Annotated in this window: 15 protein-coding genes; 9 read left to right on the plus strand and 6 right to left on the minus strand. The window is 60.5% G+C overall.

The window, feature by feature from the left end; all coding sequences use genetic code 11:
- Positions 1-859: 859 nt before the first annotated feature.
- The 5 genes from F7R20_RS02055 to glnT all read right to left on the minus strand — a co-directional run bounded on the left by F7R20_RS02055 (position 860) and on the right by glnT (position 6759).
- Positions 860-2185, minus strand: a complete 1326-nt coding sequence (locus F7R20_RS02055) for an ammonium transporter (protein ID WP_003200579.1) — start codon at positions 2183-2185, stop codon at positions 860-862.
- Between the two features lie 202 nt (positions 2186-2387).
- Entirely contained in the window at positions 2388-3728 is a 1341-nt protein-coding gene (locus tag F7R20_RS02060) for an FMN-binding glutamate synthase family protein (protein ID WP_003200577.1), read from the minus strand.
- 20 nt (positions 3729-3748) lie between these two features.
- Positions 3749-4432, minus strand: a complete 684-nt coding sequence (locus tag F7R20_RS02065) for a GltB/FmdC/FwdC-like GXGXG domain-containing protein (protein ID WP_003200575.1) — start codon at positions 4430-4432, stop codon at positions 3749-3751.
- A gap of 11 nt (positions 4433-4443) precedes the next feature.
- Positions 4444-5349 carry a class II glutamine amidotransferase gene (locus tag F7R20_RS02070; protein WP_003200573.1) on the minus strand — a complete coding sequence of 302 codons (906 nt, stop codon included), beginning with the start codon at positions 5347-5349 and terminating at the stop codon, positions 4444-4446.
- Between the two features lie 75 nt (positions 5350-5424).
- Entirely contained in the window at positions 5425-6759 is a 1335-nt protein-coding gene (glnT, locus tag F7R20_RS02075) for a type III glutamate--ammonia ligase (protein WP_003200570.1), read from the minus strand.
- A gap of 282 nt (positions 6760-7041) precedes the next feature.
- Between glnT and F7R20_RS02080 the strand changes: the two genes are divergently transcribed.
- From F7R20_RS02080 to F7R20_RS02110, 7 genes are all read left to right on the plus strand, one after another.
- Positions 7042-7641, plus strand: coding sequence for a helix-turn-helix domain-containing protein (locus F7R20_RS02080; protein ID WP_003200568.1), 600 nt, complete (start codon positions 7042-7044; stop codon positions 7639-7641).
- A gap of 281 nt (positions 7642-7922) precedes the next feature.
- Positions 7923-8789 (plus strand): formyltetrahydrofolate deformylase, encoded by an 867-nt coding sequence (gene purU / locus F7R20_RS02085; protein WP_003200567.1) that lies wholly within the window; start codon positions 7923-7925, stop codon positions 8787-8789.
- Positions 8786-9691, plus strand: coding sequence for a bifunctional methylenetetrahydrofolate dehydrogenase/methenyltetrahydrofolate cyclohydrolase FolD (gene folD / locus F7R20_RS02090; RefSeq protein ID WP_003200565.1), 906 nt, complete (start codon positions 8786-8788; stop codon positions 9689-9691). Before purU ends, folD begins: the two co-directional genes overlap by 4 nt.
- Complete coding sequence (locus F7R20_RS02095) at positions 9673-10914, plus strand: FAD-dependent oxidoreductase (RefSeq protein ID WP_003200563.1); 1242 nt, start codon at positions 9673-9675, stop codon at positions 10912-10914. The genes folD and F7R20_RS02095 overlap by 19 nt, the downstream gene beginning before the upstream one ends.
- Positions 10915-10927: 13 nt before the next feature.
- Positions 10928-11230 carry a sarcosine oxidase subunit delta gene (locus tag F7R20_RS02100; RefSeq protein ID WP_003200561.1) on the plus strand — a complete coding sequence of 101 codons (303 nt, stop codon included), beginning with the start codon at positions 10928-10930 and terminating at the stop codon, positions 11228-11230.
- Positions 11227-14124, plus strand: coding sequence for a 2Fe-2S iron-sulfur cluster-binding protein (locus F7R20_RS02105; RefSeq protein WP_003200559.1), 2898 nt, complete (start codon positions 11227-11229; stop codon positions 14122-14124). The genes F7R20_RS02100 and F7R20_RS02105 overlap by 4 nt, the downstream gene beginning before the upstream one ends.
- A gap of 3 nt (positions 14125-14127) precedes the next feature.
- Entirely contained in the window at positions 14128-14706 is a 579-nt protein-coding gene (locus F7R20_RS02110; protein ID WP_003200557.1) for a sarcosine oxidase subunit gamma, read from the plus strand.
- 100 nt (positions 14707-14806) lie between these two features.
- Here the strand turns inward: F7R20_RS02110 and F7R20_RS02115 are convergent, their stop codons facing one another.
- Entirely contained in the window at positions 14807-15682 is an 876-nt protein-coding gene (locus tag F7R20_RS02115) for a LysR family transcriptional regulator (protein ID WP_003200555.1), read from the minus strand.
- A gap of 99 nt (positions 15683-15781) precedes the next feature.
- On the opposite strand from F7R20_RS02115, the gene F7R20_RS02120 reads away from it, so the two are divergent.
- Both F7R20_RS02120 and dctA read left to right on the plus strand, forming a co-directional pair.
- Positions 15782-16951: a mandelate racemase/muconate lactonizing enzyme family protein gene (locus tag F7R20_RS02120; protein ID WP_003200552.1), complete on the plus strand. Its 1170-nt coding sequence runs from the start codon at positions 15782-15784 to the stop codon at positions 16949-16951.
- A gap of 101 nt (positions 16952-17052) precedes the next feature.
- Entirely contained in the window at positions 17053-18360 is a 1308-nt protein-coding gene (dctA, locus tag F7R20_RS02125) for a C4-dicarboxylate transporter DctA (RefSeq protein ID WP_003200550.1), read from the plus strand.
- Positions 18361-18441: the final 81 nt, after the last annotated feature.

Genomic DNA, 18441 nt, shown 5'->3' on the forward strand with positions numbered 1-18441 from the left:
TTCCGCTTTTACAGCGGCTCACTTTTGAAAAGCCCGGGAGCCGGCCCAGTCAAAAGTAAAACGCTTTTGCCCCACCACTCGGCACCTCGCTTAGGCTCGGTGTGCCTGAACGAAGGCATTGCTCCGTGGGCCGCCGCGAAGGGGCATCCATGGCCCAGCGCGGCTAACCCGGCATCCATGCCGGGTTGCCCACTGCGCAATACCTTCGTTCAGCCAGCGTGGTTAACGGGGCGCCCCAGATCAAAAACAGAACCGAGGCGGCCTGATAGCCGACCTGGCTCTGGGTGATCGCGTTCCCCTGTGGGAGCGGGCTTGCTCGCGAAGACGGTGGGTCAGTTTGCGGTGATGTTGGATGTGCGGGCCTCATCGCGAGCAAGCTCGCTCCCACAAGGGATCTTGGGTTTTCTTGAGTCTTGTGTTCACAGCAGGACCATTGTGGGAACGAGCCTGCTCGCGATGGCGGTGGTTCAGCCACATAGGCTCTTGCTTTGCTTTGGATTTTGATCTCGGCGCCCCGTTAACCACGCTGGCCGAACGCAGGCATTGTGGAGTGGGCACCTCGGCATGGATGCCGAGGTAGCCGCGCTGGGCCATGGATGGCCCTTCGCGGCGGCCCACGGGGCAATGCCGGAGTGAGGGCACACCGAGCCTAGGCGAGGTGCCGAGTGGTGGGGCAAGGCGCTTTTGGTTACTTTTGGCTGGTCCGGCTCCCGGCTCTTCCAAAAGTGACCTGCTGTAAGAGCGGAACCATAAGCCGCCGTTACCGCAGCAACGGATATACACACCAAAGCAAGCAGATACAGCACCACTTTTTCCAAGTGAACACTCGAAGGTGAACCCTGTCGATCAACAGCAACGATCAGTGGTTGTAGGCACGCTCGTTGTGTTCAGCCAGGTCCAGCCCCATCTCCTCCACCGACTCATTGGCACGCAAGCCGATCACCGCGTTGATCACCTTGAGAATGAGCCAACTGATGACAAAGCAGTAGACCGTCGTCAGCAACACGCCTTTGATTTGCGCCACGACCTGGGCCCCCATGGTCACACCTTCGACCAATCCTCCCACCGACGGCACGCAGAACACCCCAGTCAGCACCGCGCCAATCATCCCGCCAATACCGTGCAGGCCAAATACGTCGAGGCTGTCGTCATAACCAAAGCGACGCTTGAGCACGGTGACGCTCAAGTAGCAGAACACCCCACACAGCAAACCGATGGCCAACGCACCGCCGACGCCGACATAGGCACACGCAGGGGTAATGCCGACCAGACCGGCCAAGGCACCACTGGCGAGGCCCAGAGCGCTAGGTTTTCCAACCTTGAACCACTCGGTGAACATCCAGCCGAGAATGCCGGCGCAGGCCCCCAACTGGGTATTGAGCATGACGATGCCAGACGTGCCGTTGAGGCCACCGCCGGAACCGATGTTGAAGCCGAACCACCCCACCCAGAGCATCGCCGCACCGGCCATGGTCAGGCTCAGGTTGTGGGCTGGCATCGGCGTGTTCTGATAGCCCTTGCGCTTGCCGAGGATCAGGCAGGCGGCCAAAGCGGCGACGCCGGCATTGATGTGCACGGCGGTGCCTCCGGCGAAATCGAGTACCCCCCAGTTATGCATCAACGCGCCCGCACCACCCCAGACCATATGCGCCACCGGGGCATACACCAGGGTGAACCACAACGCCATGAACCACAGCGCCGCCGAAAACTTCATGCGTTCGGCAAATGCACCGGCAATCAGCGCCGGGGTAATGATCGCGAAGGTCATCTGGAAGGTCACGAACACGCCCTCCGGAATATCCCCCACCAGGCTCTCCGGGGTCATGCCCGCCAGGAAGGCCCGGCTCAAACCACCGACGAAACTGTTGAACGTCACCTGCCCCTCAATCATGCCGGTGCTGTCGACCACCATGCTGTAGCCATAGATCACCCACAACACGCCGACCAGGCCGGCGATACCGAAACACTGAGTGAACAGCGAAAGCATGTTCTTTGCGCGAACCAGGCCGCCGTAAAACAAGGCGAGACCCGGTAGACACATGAATAACACCAACACCGCGGCAGTGACCATCCAGGCGGTGCTGCCGGTGTTCAACGTGGGTGCATCGGCGGCCTGGGCCAATGGCGCAAGTGCGCCGGCCGCCAATAAGCCGAGAAAGGATTTGCCGAGAAGACGATTGACCATGTTCAAAGCTCCTGCAAAGAAAGGTGGGTGTCGGGCAGCGAGCAATAAAGAATGAGATACGGGCCTTTTCGGCCTCTCGTATGTAAATGTCACGAACAGGACTTTGTGGGAGCGAGCTTGCTCACGATAGCGGTGGGTCAGCTTGCAGCAGTTTTGACTGTGCCACCGTCATCGCGAGCAAGCTCGCTCCCACAGGTTTTGGTCAGTAACCGGTACCTGAACCCGGAACCCAGTTGGTCCCCGCCAACGGCACCCGCGCCATGGCCGCCGACTCCACCGTCAGCGCCACCAGATCCTCGGGATCGAGGTTGTGCAGGTGCGACTTGCCGCAAGCCCGGGCCATGGTCTGGGCTTCCAGCACCAACACGCGCAGGTAGTTGGCCAAGCGGCGGCCGCCCTCCACCGGATCCAGTCGCTTGGACAATTCCGGGTCCTGGGTGGTGATCCCGGCCGGGTCGCGACCGTTCTGCCAGTCATCGTAGAAACCGGCGGCCGAGCCGATTTTCTTCAGTTCCTCGTCCAGGCGCGGGTGGTTGTCGCCCAGCGCGATCAGCGCGGCGGTGCCGATGGCCACCGCATCCGCCCCCAGCGCCATCGCCTTGGCGACGTCGGCACCGTTGCGAATCCCGCCGGAAACGATCAGCTGGACCTTGCGATGCATGCCCATCTCCTGCAAAGCCTGTACCGCTTGCGGGATGGCCGACAGAATCGGAATCCCCACGTGTTCGATAAACACTTCCTGGGTCGCCGCCGTGCCGCCTTGCATGCCATCGAGCACAATCACATCCGCCCCGGCCTTCACGGCCAACTTGACGTCGTAGTACGGCCGGCTGGCGCCGATTTTCACGTAGATCGGTTTTTCCCAATCGGTGATTTCGCGCAGCTCGGCAATCTTGATCGCCAGGTCATCCGGGCCGGTCCAGTCCGGGTGACGGCAAGCGCTGCGCTGGTCCACACCGATGGGCAAGGTACGCATGCCGGCTACACGCTCGGTGACTTTCATCCCCAGCAACATACCGCCGCCACCAGGTTTGGCGCCCTGCCCCAGGACGATTTCAATCGCGTCAGCCTTGCGCAAATCGTCCGGATTCATGCCGTAGCGCGACGGCAAGTACTGATAGACCAAATGCTGTGACTGGCCGCGCTCCTCCGGGGTCATGCCGCCGTCGCCGGTGGTGGTGCTGGTGCCCGCGATGGTCGCGCCACGGCCCAGGGCTTCCTTGGCATTGGCCGACAACGCACCGAAACTCATGCCGGCAATGGTCACCGGAATCTTCAGGTGGATCGGCTTCTTGGCAAAGCGGTTGCCGAGGATCACGTCGGTGCCGCACTTCTCCCGATAACCTTCCAACGGGTAACGCGAAACACTGGCGCCGAGCAGCAGTAAATCATCGAAGTGCGGCAGTTTGCGCTTGGTGCCGCCGCCGCGAATATCGTAGATGCCGGTCTCGGCGGCACGCTGGATTTCCTGGATGGTCAGGCGGTCGAAGGTGGCTGACTCGCGCAGTACCGGAGCCGTTTTTTGGCTGATGGGGTCGCTCATATCTGTTCTCCTCGCGCGGATCAGTACGCGGACGCGTTATCGACTTTGAAGTTGTACAACTGACGGGCCGAACCGTAGCGCTTGAAGTCAGCCGCCTTGTGCGCGAAACCGGCACGGTTCAACAGGTCCTGGAGCTCCTGGAGGTGCTCGGCGCGCATCTCTTTCTCGACGCAATCGGAACCCAGGGACTCCACATTGCCCTTCACGTAGATGTGGGTCTCGTACAAGGAATCGCCCAGCGCATCACCGGCATCGCCGCAGACCACCAGACGCCCGGCCTGGCCCATGAAGCAGCTCATGTGACCGATGCTGCCGCCCACGACAATGTCGATGCCCTTCATGGAAATGCCGCAACGCGCGCCGGCATCCCCTTCAATCACCAGCAGCCCGCCATGGGCCGTGGCACCGGCCGCCTGGGAGGCGCTGCCTTTGACGCGGACGTAGCCCGACATCATGTTCTCGGCGCAACCGACGCCGACATTGCCGTGAACGGTGATCGAGGCCTTTTGATTCATGCCCGCGCAGTAGTAGCCGGCGTGCCCCTGAATATCGATGGACAGCACTTCGTTCACCCCGACCGCGAGGTTGTGCTTGCCGTCCGAATGAGTCACCACCCATTCGCGCTCTTCAACGCTGTTGACCTGGTCGTGCAACGCCTGATTGAGTTCACGCACGGTGGCCGTGGAAAGGTCGATGGTTTTCATGTGTGCGCTCCTTAAGCTGACTCGCGTTCCCAGATGTACATGGTGGCCGGTGCCGGCTCCCAGACCTTGGCGTGTTCGATGCCCGGCAGGCTCGACAAGGCCTGATACTCGGACGCCATGGCGACGTAATCGTCGGTCTCGGCGAGGATCGCCGGCTTGCAGGCAATCGGGTCGCGGATCACGGCAAAACCGTTGCGGGTGCCGATGGCGAAGGTGAAGAAACCGTCCAGATCTTCCAGCGAGTGATCCAGCGCTTCTTTCAATGAATCGCCCTGCTGCAGGCGCCAGGTCAGGTAGCCGGCGGCCACTTCGGTGTCGTTGTCGGTCTCGAAGTGAATGCCTTCGCGCTTGAGTTCCTGCCGCAGGCGGAAGTGATTCGACAGCGAGCCGTTGTGCACCAGGCACAGGTCGGCGCCGGTAGAAAACGGATGGCTGCCTTCCATGGTCACCGCGCTTTCAGTGGCCATGCGGGTGTGGCCGATGATATGGCTGCCCTTCATGCCGGCCAGGCCGAAACGTTGGGAAATTTCCTGGGGCAAGCCCATGCCCTTGAGGATTTCGATGCTCTGGCCAGCGCTCATGATGCGCACGCTCGGCGCCAGTTCGGCGAGGGCCAGACGTACCGGCGCCTCTTGGGCATTGACTTTGAGCACGGCAGCGCTGGCGTTCTGAAACCAGTCCAGCGAACAGCCGAGACGCCCTTCCAGTTCGCCCATCAGGGCTTTCCAATCGAAGCCTTCGGTGGTTGCCTGCAGGGTCAGCTTGACCCAACCGTCCGCCACTTCATCGCCATAGATGGCAAACCCGGCACTGTCCGGCCCACGGTCGGTCATGGCCTGCAACATGGGTTCGAACAGCTTGCCGAGCTGGGATTCCAGCTGCGGGTTTTTCAAGTAAAGACCTACGATCCCACACATAACAAAGTCTCCTTCGAAGGCACTGAACACTCGACGCCGTGCCGGGTGCCCGAATGGTTGTCAAAACACTGAGGGTCAGAAAAATTCGGTGTAGCGCTGGATCTCCCAGTCGGAGACGTGGCGGCTGTATTCCACCCATTCCATGCGCTTGAGCTTGATGAACTCGCCCACGATCTGCGGGCCCAGCACCTCGGCGAACAGCGGGTCGGCCTCCAGGGCGTCACAGGCTTCCTTGAGCGATTGCGGCAGGGTCTTGATGCCCCTCGCGGCGATCTGTTCCAGGCTCAGGCTGTAGAGGTTCTCATTGCAGACGTGGTCGATTTCCAACTGGCGATCGATGCCATCCAGGCCGGCGGCGATGATCGCGGCGCTGACCAGATAGGGATTGCAGCCAGCGTCCGGCAGGCGGAATTCCAGGCGGCCGTAAGGCACCCGCACCATGGCCGAACGGTTGTTGGCGCCGAAGGCGATAAAGGCCGGCGCCCAGGTCGCGCCGGACAACGAATTGCCGACCACCAGACGCTTGTAGGAGTTGACCGTCGGCGCGGCGAAGGCACACAGCGCCGGACCATGGGCCAGCAAGCCGGCGGCAAAGTGATAAGCCATTTTCGACAGGCCCATGCCGCTGGGGTCGCTGGCGTCATGGAACAGGTTTTTGTTTTCGGCACTGCTGATCGACAGATGAAAATGCATGCCGTTGCCGGCGCGTTTCGGGTCCGGCTTGGGCATGAACGAGCAGATCATGCCCAGGTCATTGGCGATTTCACCGGCGGCCATGCGGAAAAACGTGAAGCGATCCGCCGAGGTCATGGCGTCGCTGTAGGTGTAGTTGATCTCGAACTGGCCGTTGGCGTCCTCGTGGTCGATTTGATAGACCTCGAAATCCACGGCCTGCAAGGCTTCGGTCAGCCGCTCAAGGAAAACGCGGGAGCGCGACAGGCCTTTGTAGTCGTAGCAAGGCTTGTCCAGGTTGTCGCTGAGGTCCACCAGTTGCAGTTTGCCGTGCTCGTCGCGGCGCATCAGGTTGAACTCGGGCTCCAGGCCGGTGTTGAGCGTCCAACCCTTTTCTGCCAGGCGCTGCACTTGTTGCTGCAACACATAACGGCTGTCGTATGGATGCGGCTTGCCGTCGACGTGGCCGATGCACACTACTCGCCCGTATCCCGGCTGCCAGGGCACCGGGGTCAGGGTGGACAGGTCGCCACGGGCCATGAAGTCCGGCCCGTGGGGCTCCATGCCCATGCCGCTGATCGCGAATCCGGCAAAACCAGCCCCCTCTTCGGCAACGGTCTTGAGCCCACAGATAGGCACCGATTTGGTTTTGGCCGCCCCGTGTATATCCACAAACTGCGCAAGCACGTACTTGATTGCGTGCTTGTCGATGATGCGCTGGGTTTCTGCTGGCAACATTGCTCGTCACTCCTCGCGAAAGGGCAAAACATTGTGGATGGGCCTGGACTGACTTTTTATTCCTAAAAAGAAAGTTAGTTTCCCAATAGGAATGCAAGGCCCTTGCCAGATTCGCGAGTGAAGCGCCGACGGTCTTCAGAAAGCGCTTTTGTGCTGTATATATGGGAAAATTCTTTTCCCCGTGGGAATATCGCTCGACAGACGCGAGCGGAACGCCGCTATTTGCACTTTCTCAGTGCGAAACTAATATTACTGAACGGAAAGTGTGCAGGATTGATGACTATGTCGACCGAAACCGCCCCGCGCCTCAAGCTTGAGCAATACCTGGGATTGCAGATCAAGCGCCAGCGCCAGGCTCAGGATCTGAAATTGTCTGACGTGGCCAAGATCGCCGATATCAGCCAAGGCATGTTGAGCAAGATCGAAAACGCCCAGGTGTCCACCAGTCTCGATACCCTGAGCCGCCTGTGCGACGTGCTCGGCCTGCCACTGTCCAAGTTGTTCAGCGAATACGACCAGCAAGACGGCAGTGCGCTATTGGTCAAGGCTGACCAGGGCATGGAAGTGGTGCGCCGTGGCACCGAGAAAGGCCATACCTACCATCTGCTCAACCACACCCGCGGGCCGAAGAAAAGCTTCGAGGCCTACATGGTCAGCATGGATGACGCGAGTGAAGAGTTTCCGACCTTCTCTCACCCCGGCACCGAATTCCTTCACCTGCTGGAAGGTGAACTGATCTATCGCCACGGCAATCAGCTTTACCGCATGGAGGCTGGCGACAGCCTGACGTTCGAAGGCGAAATCCCCCATGGCCCCGAGCAACTGGTGCAGGTGCCTATCCGGCTTTTGTCGATCATGAACTACGGCAACGACAAAGAATAACGCCCCCCTCCCGAAGCATGAAGATCAACCTGTGGGAGCAAGCCCGCTCCCACATTTTTGACCGCGTTCGACCGACGGAAACGAGTCGCCGCCCCTCACAAAAAATTCCCCTCAGTTAAAAAACTTTCCCAACCCCCTAGACGTCCCGCCTCCACTCCCCTATAAAGCCACTTCAGGAATATTTTATTCCTTACAAGAAAATACGCTCAAGGAATGAGCCTGCTGTCCTCAGACATTTTTCGCTATGCGATGAACTGCCGCCATCATCCCGAGGACGTGTCATGCAACACGAAAAAAACCATTTCATCATCAAGATCACCTGTCCCGCGGTGTCCGGCATCGTCGCGGCCGTCACCACTTACCTGGCGGACAACGGTTGCTACATCGGGGAGATGGCGCAATTCGATGATGATTTCAGCGGCCGGTTTTTCATGCGTGCGGTGTTCCGCTTCAACGACGGTCATCAGGGCAACATTCAACAGATCAAGGACGGTTTCGCCGACGTCGCCAGGGCGTTCGAGATGACCTGGGAACTGCACGACACCCGCGAGCCGATGCGCGTGTTGTTGATGGTCAGCAAGTTCGACCACTGCCTGACCGACCTGCTCTACCGCTACCACAAGGGCGAGATGGACATGACCATCACCGCCATCGTTTCCAACCACCTCGACCTGCGCCCCATGGCCGAACGCGAAGGCATTCGCTTCATCTACCTGCCGGTGACCCAGGACACCAAGGCCCGGCAGGAAGCCGAACTGATGAAGATCGTCGACGACACCGGCACCGAACTCGTGGTGTTGGCGCGCTACATGCAAATCCTCTCCGATGACCTGTGCAAGCGACTCTCGGGGCGGGCGATCAACATTCACCATTCGTTCTTGCCAGGTTTCAAAGGCGCCAAGCCGTATCACCAGGCCTACCAGCGTGGCGTGAAGCTCATTGGCGCCACCGCTCACTACGTCACCAGCGACCTCGATGAAGGACCGATCATCGAGCAGGAAGTGCAGCGCGTCGATCATGTCTATCTGCCCGACGATCTCGTGGCCACCGGCCGTGACACCGAAACCGTCGCCCTGTCCAAGGCGGTCAAGTACCACCTGGAGCACCGGGTTTTCCTCAACCAGGACAGAACGGTGATCTTCCGGTGAACACGCACAAACTGATCGACGGCAAAGCCAGCGCCGCCCGCGTGCTGATACAGGTCCGCGAGGACGTGGTGCGCCTGCGCGAGCAGGCCATTGAACCGGCACTGGCGGTGATCCTGGTGGGCAGCGACCCGGCCAGCCAGGTCTACGTGCGCAACAAGATCCTGCGCGCCGAAGAGGTGGGTATCCGCTCGCTGGAACATCGGCTGCCTGCGGACACCAGCACTGAACAGCTACTCATCCTGATCGCTCGACTGAATGCCGATCGCTCGATCCACGGTATTCTCCTGCAACTGCCGCTGCCTGCCCATATCGATGAATTGCGGGCACTGGAGGCTATCGCGCCGGACAAGGACGTCGATGGGTTCCACAGTCAGAACGTCGGCGGCCTCAGCCAGGGTCGCACGGTACTCGCGCCTTGCACCCCCAGTGGTTGTTTGTATTTGCTGGAACAAACCTGCGGCGATCTGCGCGGCAAGCACGCAGTGGTGATCGGCCGCTCGAACATCGTCGGCAAACCCATGGCCGCGTTGTTGCTGCAAGCCGACTGCTCGGTGACCGTCCTGCATTCGCGCAGCCCGGATCCCCAGGCGCTGTGCCGGCAGGCCGACATCGTCATCGCTGCGGTGGGTCGCCCGCGGTTGATCGACGCCAGTTGGCTCAAGCCTGGCGCCGTGGTGATCGACGTTGGCATCAACCGTATCGACGACGATGGCCGCAGCCGTCTGGTGGGCGACGTCGACTTCGACAGCGCCCTGGCGCACGTCGCGGCGATCACCCCGGTACCCGGTGGTGTCGGCCCGATGACCATTGCCTTCCTGATGAAAAACACCGTCACCGCAGCCCTTGCACAACACCGGGCCCTACGCAGCCAATCGGAGGCCTTATGCCATTCAATCTATTGAAATACGGGCTGAGTTCGGAGTACCCGGTGGAAGTGGATCTGCCACCACCACGGGAACTCAAATCGAGCTATGACGTGGTGATCATCGGTGCCGGCGGCCACGGCCTGGCCACCGCTTATTACCTGGCCAAGTACCACGGCATCACCAATGTCGCGGTATTGGAGAAGTCCTACCTGGGCGGCGGCAATACCGCACGCAACACGGCGGTAATCCGCTCCAACTACCTGACCAGCGAAGGCGTGCGCTTTTATGCCGAGTCGGTGCGGATGTTCCAGTCGCTGTCCAACGAATTCGATTTCAACATCATGTATTCCGAGCGCGGCCAACTGACCCTGGCCCACACCGATGCCACGGTGCGCTCGTTCCGCCAGCGGGCCGAGGTCAACAAGCACTTCGGCGGTCGCACCGAGATGATCGACCGCCAGCAGATCCGCGAACTGGTGCCCAGCCTCAACCTCGATCCCGGCCACTTGCCGGTGCTCGCCGGCCTGTGGCACATCGACGGCGCCACCGCGCGCCACGACGCCGTGGCCTGGGGCTACGCCAAACAAGCCGCCAAGCGCGGTGTGGAAATCCATCAGCTCACCGAAGTCCAGGACCTGATCATCGAGAATGGCGCCATCACCGCCGTCAAGACCAACCGCGGCACCATCAAGTGTGGTTGCGCGGTGCAGGCGATTGCCGGGCACAGTTCATTGCTGATGGCCAAGGCCGGAATCCGGTCGCCGATCCAGACCTTCCCGCTGCAAGCGATGGTCACCCAGCCGTTCAAGCCGTTCCTCGATCCGCTGGTGAGTTCCTCTGCCCTGCACTGCTATGTGCAGCAAACGAGTCGTGGCGAGGTGGTGTTTGGCGGCGGCTCCGACCCCTATCCGCTGTTCAATACCCGCTCCACGCTCGATCTGAAGGAGAGCCTGCTGGCCCATGCCATCGAGATGTTCCCGTTCCTGGCCAACGCCAAGCTGATGCGCCAATGGGCCGGGATCACCGACATGACCCCGGACTACAGTCCGATCATGGGCCTGTCGCCGGTGAAGAATTACTACCTCGACGCGGGCTGGGGCACCTGGGGGTTCAAGGCCACGCCGATCTGCGGCAAGACCATGGCCGAGTTGGTCGCCAGCGGCGGCAAGGTGCCAGACCTGATCAAGCCGTTCGGCCTCGAACGTTTCTCGACCTTCCAGCAAGTCAACGAAATGGGCGCTACGGCGGCCAGTCACTGACGGAGAGCGGACTATGAAAATCATGACTTGCCCGCTCAACGGGCCGCGCAATATCAGCGAGTTTACCTATGGCGGTGAACTCAAACCCATGCCCGACCCGGTTACGTGCAGCGACGGCGAATGGGCTGATTACGTGTTCAACACCGACAACCTCGCCGGCGTGGTGCGCGAGTGGTGGATGCACAACCCCTCCAGCTACTGGTTTCTCGCGGAGCGGCACACCGTCACTGACGAAATCCTGCGGACCTTCGATCCCAAGGAGCTCTTCAGCAGCCGTGTCGAATTCAACGCCGCCCCCAAGGAGATCGCAGGATGAATCGCCTACCCGCCCCCATGGGCCTGCTGATCAACCGCGATCAGCCGCTGGATTTCAGTTTCGACGGGCAGCACTACCAAGGCTTGCAAGGCGACAGTATCGCCAGCGCCCTGTTGTCCAACGGGCGTTTCCTGATCTCCCGCTCGTTCAAATACCACCGCCCGCGCGGCCCGCTGACCATGGCCGGCCAGGATGCCAACAGCCTGGTGCAACTGCCCCAGGAACCCAATGTGCTGGCCGATGCTCACGCCTTGTCCGCGGGGTTGCAGGTGACGGCGCAGAACGTCAACGGCTCGCTGGATAACGACCGCGACGCCTACCTGGGCAAGTTCTCCAGATTCATGCCGGTGGGCTTCTACTACCGCTCGTTCTATAAGCCCAAGGGCATGTGGAAGGTCTGGGAGCCGATCATTCGCAAGAAGGCCGGTCTCGGTGTGCTCGACCTGAAGTTCCAGCCTGAGTACTACGACAAGGCCTACCTGTTTACCGACGTGGCGGTGATCGGTGCCGGTCCCGCCGGGCTGCACGCAGCCCTGACCGCCGCCAACGCGGGGGCCAGGGTGTTGCTCATCGAACAACAGCCGATTCTCGGCGGGTCGCTCACCTACGCCCGCTTCGATATCGACGGCAACAAGGCTGAAAACCTGCGCCGCGAACTGCTCGCGGCGGTCGAGCAACACGCCAATATCCAGATCCTGACCGAAGCCACGTGCAACGCCTGGTTCACCGATAACTACCTGCCGGTGATCCAGGGCAAACGCCTGTACAAAGTGCGCGCTCGCCAATGCCTGGTTTGCAGCGGCGCGTTCGATCAGCCGGTGATCTTTCGCAACAACGACCTGCCGGGCGTGATGCTGACCAGCGCCGCGCAACGGCTGATGAAGCTGTATGCGGTCAAACCGGGTAACAGCGCCGTGGTGCTGACGGGCAACGATGACGGTTACCTCGCCGCGCTGGACCTGCATGACCAGGGCGTCGATGTCGTCGCGGTGGTGGACCTGCGCCAAGGGCCTTCGGACGAATCCCTGCTACGCGCACTGGCGCAACGCAAGATCTACCACCAGGGCAACAGCACCGTCTATGAGGCCCTGCACGAGAAAGGCATGCGCCACATCAACGGCGTCGATGTGCGCCAGATCACCGCACAGGGCCAGGTCGCCGAAAGCGGGCAATATCTGGCGTGCGACTTACTGTGCATGTCCGCCGGTTACATGCCGGTCTATCAACTGCTGTGCCAGGCCGGCGGCAAACTGGCCTACGACGATCAACGTGCCGAGTTCACGCTCAGCGGCCTGCCACGGAATCTGAATATCGCCGGCTCGGTCAACGGTCGTCATCAGCTGGATAACGTGATTGCCGATGGCGTGAATGCCGGTGCCGAAGCCGCCCTCGCGCTGGGCCTGACAGTCGGCACGCAACGCGCATCGTTCAGCGGTGAAGCCCGGGTCAACTTCAATTGGCCGATCTTCCCGCATCCCAAAGGCAAGGACTTCGTCGACTTCGACGAGGATCTGCAAGTGGCCGACATCGTCAACGCGACCAAGATCGGCTATCGCGACGTGCAACTGGTCAAGCGCTACTCCACCGTCGGCATGGGCCCGTCTCAGGGTCGTCACTCGGCGCTGCCGACCGCCCGGCTGGTGGCGTGGGCCACCCAACGCAACATCAGCGAAACCGGAGTGACCACGGCACGGCCGCCGTTTGTGGCCGAAAAACTGGCGCATGTCGCCGGTCGCGCGTTCGATCCGTACCGGCAAACGCCGATGCACGCTCGTCACCTGCAAGCTGGCGCGAAGATGATGCCTGCGGGCATCTGGCAACGCCCGGCCTACTATGGCAACGCTAAGGATCGCGAAGCCTGCATGCAGGCCGAAGCCCTGCACGTGCGCAACAAGGTCGGCATCATTGATGTCTCGACCCTCGGTGGCCTGGATGTGCGCGGCCCGGACGCCGCCGAGCTGCTCAACCGCATGTACACCTTTGCCTTCCTCAAGCAACCGGTCGGCCGCTCCCGCTATGCGCTGATGACCAACGAGCACGGGGTGGTGATCGACGACGGTGTCTGCGCGCGGTTGGCCGAAAATCACTTCTACGTCACCGCCACCACCAGTGGTGTCGACCGGATCTACCAGCAGATGCTCAAGTGGAACGCGCAATGGCGCCTCGACGTGGACGTCGCCAACGTCACCGCGGCTATTTGCGCGGTCAACGTCGCCGGGCCCGATTCGCGCAAAGTGCTGGAGCAGGTCTGCACCGACCTGGATCTGAGCGCCGAAGCGTTTCCTTATCTGGGCGTGCGCCAGGGCACCGTGGCGGGCATCAAGGCCCGTTTGCTGCGCGTGGGTTTTGTCGGCGAACTGGGCTATGAAATCCACGTGCCGGCGCGTCACGGGCTCATGCTCTGGGACGCGCTGATGGAGGCCGGCAAGGCCCATGACATCCGCCCCTTCGGCGTCGAAACCCAACGTTTGCTGCGCCTGGAAAAAGGCCACGTGATCATCAGTCAGGACACCGACGGCATGACCCATCCGGCGGAAATCGACATGGGCTGGGCGGTCAGCCGCAACAAACCATTCTTCGTCGGCCGGCGCTCGGTGGACATCCTCGAAGCCCAACCGCTGAAACGCAAACTGGTGGGTTTCTCCTTGCCCAAGGGCAGCGTACAACCGCTGGAAGGCCACCTGGTACTCAACGGCCCGGACATCAGCGGCAACGTCACCTCCTGCGAATACTCCACGACGCTGGGCCGAATCATCGGCCTGGCCTACGCCGGTATCGAGCAGAGTGCCCCGGGACAGCACATTCCGATTCGCGTCGAGGGCGGCATCATCGTCCAGGCCGAAGTGGTGCAACTGCCCTTCTTCGACCCCACCAACCAACGCCAGGAGGGTTAAGCCATGACCAGTCTGAAAGACCACGAGACACTCACGCAACCGTACCACCTGGTCGACCAGACCGACCTGCCCCGAGTCGGCTTTCGTGGCAGCCACAGTGCCGAGTACCTCACAGCGCGCGGCTTCACCCTGCCGGACGCCCCCAACCGCGCCACCGCCCAGGCCGACGGCAGCTGGGTGGCGCGCCTGTCACAGACCGAATATGTGTTGCTGGGCAGCCCCCAGGATCAGGGTCAGCGGATTGCCGATGAAGAGGCGCGCTGGGAACTCGACCACCAGGCCAACTACCTGCTGCCCCGCCAGGACAGCCACGCCTGCCTGGTGCTCAGCGGAGGTGCGATTGCCCAGGTGATGGCCAAGCTCTGCGGGGTCGACCTCAGCTTCCCGGCCTTCAAGCCAGGGGCGGTGGCGCAGACATCGGCGGCGCGGATCAATGTGATCGTGATCCATACGGGAAGTGTGGAGGCACCGGCCTTTCATATCCTGTGGGATCGCGCCTCGAAGCAATACTTCAACGACGCGCTGCTGGATGCTCTGGAGGAGTTCGAGGTCAGTCGGTACAACCCAACCTCACTGCCTTGACCTTCTGGGTCCGTTGACGTGTCGCCAGGCAGTCATGCGACGGACACGTCACCTCCTATCACTATTGGGCAACGCAGCGTGTCACCTGAAACGCGCCGGGTCACGGCCCCACCCGGGCCCAGAACGCTTCGGCAGATTGACTGAGTGGCGCTGTTGGACGGGTCAGATGAATTTCCAGCGGTATATCCCAGCTTTCGTCGAGCGCTCTGACTAAGCGTCCATCCAGCATTTCCTGCTCGGTGAGACTCTTGGGCAGCCAGGCCACGCCTTTGCTTTCCAGGGCCATGGACATCAGCACCGCAGCAAGGTGGCTGCTGAAAAGTGGCTTGAGGTGCAGGTAATCTTCTTTGCCACGCAGCCTGTGGGCGACGATACGCCCCAGTCCAGACTCATGGGTGTAAGCCAGGTATGGCAATGCCGCAGGCGAGGTGCCGAAGTTGGCAGAAGCACTCGCCAGAGGAACAAGAACGTCTTCACCCACCTTTTTGCCGATGAACTGATCTGGGGCGAGCAAAGGTGGAACATCGGGATGGCGATGGCAGAGTAGAAACTGGACCTGGCCATGTATCAGCATCTGCTCACAGACAGCCATGCTATCGGAGTGCAGTTGCACAGCCTCGATGGGGGCACCGCTCTCCGAGCTTCGAAGCCACCTGGGAAAAAATGTAAACGACAGGGAATGCGTTGCCGCAAATTGAAGCGACCTGGCAGCCATCCCAGCAACCTCTTGAGCCTCGTTGCGCATTCTGTACAAGCGCCTGGCAGCCTCCTGGGCACTTGGCAAAATTTGCCTCCCGGCTTCAGTCAGCGTCGCGCCCTGAGGCGTTCGAACGAACAATTGCACTCCCATCCAGCTCTCCAGCGAGCGCACTCTGCGACTGAATGCCGGCTGCGTAACGTGCCGCGCCTCAGCTGCCCGAACGAAGCTGCCGTACTCCGCAAGCGCTGAAAAATCCTCAAGCCAAACGAGTTCCAAGGGCCATGCCTCCTGTGCATAGGGTGCGGCATTAATAGCATTGGGCGGGTGACATCGCAAAGCCTAACGTGGGACTACAAACAACAAGAGGACCCCGTCATGCGCATCGTAGACATTCGTGAAAAAACTGTTTCTATTGCCTCCCCCATTGCCAACGCGTATATCGATTTTTCAAAAATGACCTGCTCGGTCGTCGCTGTCATCACTGACGTGATTCGCGACGGCAAGCCCGTCATCGGTTACGGCTTCAACTCCAACGGCCGCTACGGGCAAGGCGCGCTGATGCGTGATCGCTTCCTGGCGCGTATCACGGAAGCCGATCCAGATACGCTCGTCGACCATGAAAACAACAACCTGGATCCGTTCGCCATCTGGAAAACCCTGATGACCAACGAAAAGCCAGGCGGTCATGGCGAGCGCTCGGTCGCAGTGGGCACCATCGACATGGCTGTGTGGGATGCGGTCGCCAAGATCGAAGGCAAACCGCTCTATCGCCTGCTGGCGGACCGTTACCGTAACGGCGAGGCAGATGACAAGGTCTGGGTCTACGCAGCAGGCGGCTACTACTATCCTGGCAAGGATCAGACCAAGCTCAAGGCAGAAATGCAGAGCTATCTGGATCGTGGCTATGACGTCGTCAAGATGAAGATCGGTGCGGTGCCACTGGACGAGGATATCCGTCGCATCGAAGCGGTCCTTGAAGTCGTAGGCGATGGTCGTCGACTGGCGGTCGATGCCAATGGTCGCTTCGATCTCGAAACCGGTATTGCTTACGCCGAAGCCATCAAGAAGTACAACCTCTTCTGGTACGAAGAAGTGGGTGATCCGCTGGACTATGCGCTCCAGGCCGAGCTCGCCAATCACTATGAATTGCCCATGGCCACCGGGGAAAACCTGTTCTCCCACCAGGACGCCCGCAACCTGCTGCGCCACGGCGGCATGCGCCCTGATCGCGACTATCTCCAGTTCGACTGCGCCCTGTCCTACGGACTCGTGGAGTACATGCGCACCCTGAAAGTGATGGAGGAAATGGGCTGGTCTTCGCGCCGCGTAGTGCCTCACGGGGGGCACCAGATGTCCCTGAACATCGCCGCGGGCCTGCATTTGGGCGGCAACGAATCGTACCCGGACGTGTTCCAGCCATTCGGCGGCTTCGCTGACGGCATTCGCGTGGAAAACGGCTATGTCGGCCTGCCGGATATTCCTGGTGTCGGCTTTGAAGCCAAGTCCGCCTTGTATGCCGTCATGCGTGAGTTGGGCGAAGGCTGACTACCGCCGATCTGCGGTCTCTCTGAAAGAGGCCGCAGCACCCGGTGTCCCCTCTCGACGCCAAGCCACAGCCCATCACAAAAATAAAATGAGGTGCTCCCGTGGAAATCTCCAAGTCCCGCTGGTACAGCCAGCTGTATGTGCAAGTGCTGATCGGCATCGTGATCGGTGCAGCAATCGGTTACTTCGTGCCTGACATCGGCGCCAAGCTCCAACCCTTTGCCGATGGCTTCATCAAACTGATCAAAATGCTGTTGGCACCGATTATTTTCGGTACGGTCGTTGTCGGTATCGCCAAGATGGGCTGTATCAAAGAAGTCGGACGGATTGGCGTAAAAGCGCTGATCTATTTCGAGATTCTTTCAACCATCGCCCTGGTCGTTGGCCTTATTGTGGTCAACATCGTCAAGCCTGGCGTCGGCATGAACATCAACGCCAGTGCGCTTGATGGCGGTGCCATCAGCAAATACAGCCAAGCTGCCAGTGCACAAGGCGGCACCATTGATTTCTTTCTCAATATCATCCCGCAAACCTTCATCGGCGCATTCTCCAACGGCGTCATGCTCCAGGTCATCCTGCTCTCGGTATTGATGGGCGTTGCACTGGTTCAAATGGGCGAAACCAGCAAGCCACTGATCAACACCCTTGATCTGTTCCTGCAGGGCCTGTTCAAGATCGTGGCGATGGTCATGCGCCTGGCTCCGATTGGTGCCGGTGCCGGCATGGCTTTCACCATTGGCAAATACGGAATTGGTACCTTGCTGTCGCTCGGCCAGTTGCTGGTCGCGCTCTACATCACGACCTTGATTTTCATCGTGGTCGTGCTGGGTACGGTTGCTCGATGGTCGGGCATGCCGCTGCTGCAATTTCTTCGTTATTTCAAAGATGAAATTCTCATCACACTTGGCACTTGCTCAACCGAAGCCGTGCTGCCGCGAATGATGGTGAAGCTTGAAAAGCTTGGCTGCAAAAAATCCGTCGTGGGCATGGTGTTGCCAACCGGGTACACCTTCAATGCGGACGGCACCTGCATCTATCTCACCATGGCCGCCATCTTTATCGCCCAGGCGACCAATACGCCGCTGACATTTGTGGATCAGATGATTCTGCTGGGCGTATTCCTGCTGACCTCAAAAGGCTCGGCTGGCGTGGCGGGTGCGGGATTCGTAACGCTGGCTGCCACGCTCACAACCATCCACTCCATTCCTCTGGTAGGCCTGGTTTTGCTCTTGGGGATTGACCGGTTCCTGAACGAAGCCCGGGCGGTGACCAACTTGATCGGTAACGGCATTGGCACCATCGCTATTGCCAAGTGGGACAACTCGTTCGACGTCGAGGCCTGCGAGCGTGAAATCGCTGCCATGAAACACGACAAGGCAGCAAGAAAGGCATTGATGGCGCAAAAGTAGTCCGCAAAGCGCCCCGGTCATGCCACGCCGAGTACGGCATGACCGGCCGCGGTGCAGCGGCAATAATCGGGCGCTTTTATT

This window comes from Pseudomonas brassicacearum subsp. brassicacearum, assembly GCF_008801605.1.
Classification (GTDB): domain Bacteria; phylum Pseudomonadota; class Gammaproteobacteria; order Pseudomonadales; family Pseudomonadaceae; genus Aquipseudomonas; species Aquipseudomonas brassicacearum.

Bases quoted from the DNA above. Each gene is read 5' to 3' on its own strand.
- F7R20_RS02055 (WP_003200579.1), bottom strand. From the start codon at position 2,185: ATGGTCAATCGTCTTCTCGGCAAATCCTTTCTCGGCTTATTGGCGGCC.
- F7R20_RS02060 (WP_003200577.1), bottom strand. From the start codon at position 3,728: ATGAGCGACCCCATCAGCCAAAAAACGGCTCCGGTACTGCGCGAGTCA.
- F7R20_RS02065 (WP_003200575.1), bottom strand. From the start codon at position 4,432: ATGAAAACCATCGACCTTTCCACGGCCACCGTGCGTGAACTCAATCAG.
- F7R20_RS02070 (WP_003200573.1), bottom strand. From the start codon at position 5,349: ATGTGTGGGATCGTAGGTCTTTACTTGAAAAACCCGCAGCTGGAATCC.
- glnT (WP_003200570.1), bottom strand. From the start codon at position 6,759: ATGTTGCCAGCAGAAACCCAGCGCATCATCGACAAGCACGCAATCAAG.
- F7R20_RS02080 (WP_003200568.1), top strand. From the start codon at position 7,042: ATGTCGACCGAAACCGCCCCGCGCCTCAAGCTTGAGCAATACCTGGGA.
- purU (WP_003200567.1), top strand. From the start codon at position 7,923: ATGCAACACGAAAAAAACCATTTCATCATCAAGATCACCTGTCCCGCG.
- F7R20_RS02095 (WP_003200563.1), top strand. From the start codon at position 9,673: ATGCCATTCAATCTATTGAAATACGGGCTGAGTTCGGAGTACCCGGTG.
- F7R20_RS02100 (WP_003200561.1), top strand. From the start codon at position 10,928: ATGAAAATCATGACTTGCCCGCTCAACGGGCCGCGCAATATCAGCGAG.
- F7R20_RS02105 (WP_003200559.1), top strand. From the start codon at position 11,227: ATGAATCGCCTACCCGCCCCCATGGGCCTGCTGATCAACCGCGATCAG.
- F7R20_RS02110 (WP_003200557.1), top strand. From the start codon at position 14,128: ATGACCAGTCTGAAAGACCACGAGACACTCACGCAACCGTACCACCTG.
- F7R20_RS02120 (WP_003200552.1), top strand. From the start codon at position 15,782: ATGCGCATCGTAGACATTCGTGAAAAAACTGTTTCTATTGCCTCCCCC.